General features: G+C 42.9%; 1 protein-coding gene. It reads right to left on the minus strand.

Annotated features, from left to right (window positions below; genetic code table 11):
* Window positions 1-818: transposase (locus UXI14_RS18040; protein ID WP_335967360.1), on the minus strand; the 818-nt coding region annotated here is incomplete at its 3' end.
* Window positions 819-909: the final 91 nt, after the last annotated feature.

Below are 909 nucleotides of genomic sequence, written 5' to 3' on the forward strand. Positions count from 1 at the left end.
ATATGGTCGTCCTTCATCCGCATAAAGGCGGCCTCCTTATCGGTCTTACTGTAACTATTGCGGTTGCCTAAGACCGCCAGTTGGCTTTCGTATTTCTCCAACCGGGGCAGGTGTTTTTCTTGGAGTTCTTTGAACTGTTTTTTCTTTTGCTTATCTAAAGCAGGGCTGTCCTTTAACTTTTTATTGATCCGGGCCAGTTCCTCTTTGAGCAGCTGGCCATTAATTTTTTTGGGCAGGGCGTCTTGATTGCTCTGTTGGTTTTCAGAGGCTATATGTGCATCAATAGAAGCCAAAACGGCTTGTATTTTTTCTTCCAGTTTTGTTTTGTGTCTTTCAACGGATTTGCGCCATACAAAGGTGTAACGGTTCGAGGCCGCCTCTATCTTGGTACCATCGATATATTGCACCTCCAGGCTTACATACCCCATCTTTTGCAATAACCGGACGACCTCTGCAAACAGATGATGGATCTGACCTTTCAGGCGTTTGCCCCTAAAATAATTGATGGTCCTAAAATCAGGCGTGCTATTACCGGAGATCCACATAAAATGGATATTCTCCCGTAAGGATTTTTCGATTTTCCGGCAAGAATAGATGTTGCTCAGATAGCTGCAGAACAATACTTTAAGCAGCATGCGGGGATGGTAACTGCTGGTGCCGCCTCCTTTGTAGGTACGCAGTAGAACACTAATGTCGAGTAAATCGACTACTTGGGACACCAATCGTACAGGATGGTTGGTTGGGATTCTTTCAAAAATATCTTCTGGAAATAAACTCGGGTTATCTAAAGACCCGGATCTGAAAACAGGCTTGGGCATAACACATTGTTTTATACCTTCAAGACACCCATTTTTAGAGTTTTATAAAAATAAAAAGACTGCCTAATTTCCTTTTTAGACAGCCTCTTTT

Origin of the sequence: Galbibacter sp. PAP.153 (assembly GCF_037029175.1) — a bacterium.
Lineage (GTDB): Bacteria > Bacteroidota > Bacteroidia > Flavobacteriales > Flavobacteriaceae > Galbibacter > Galbibacter pacificus.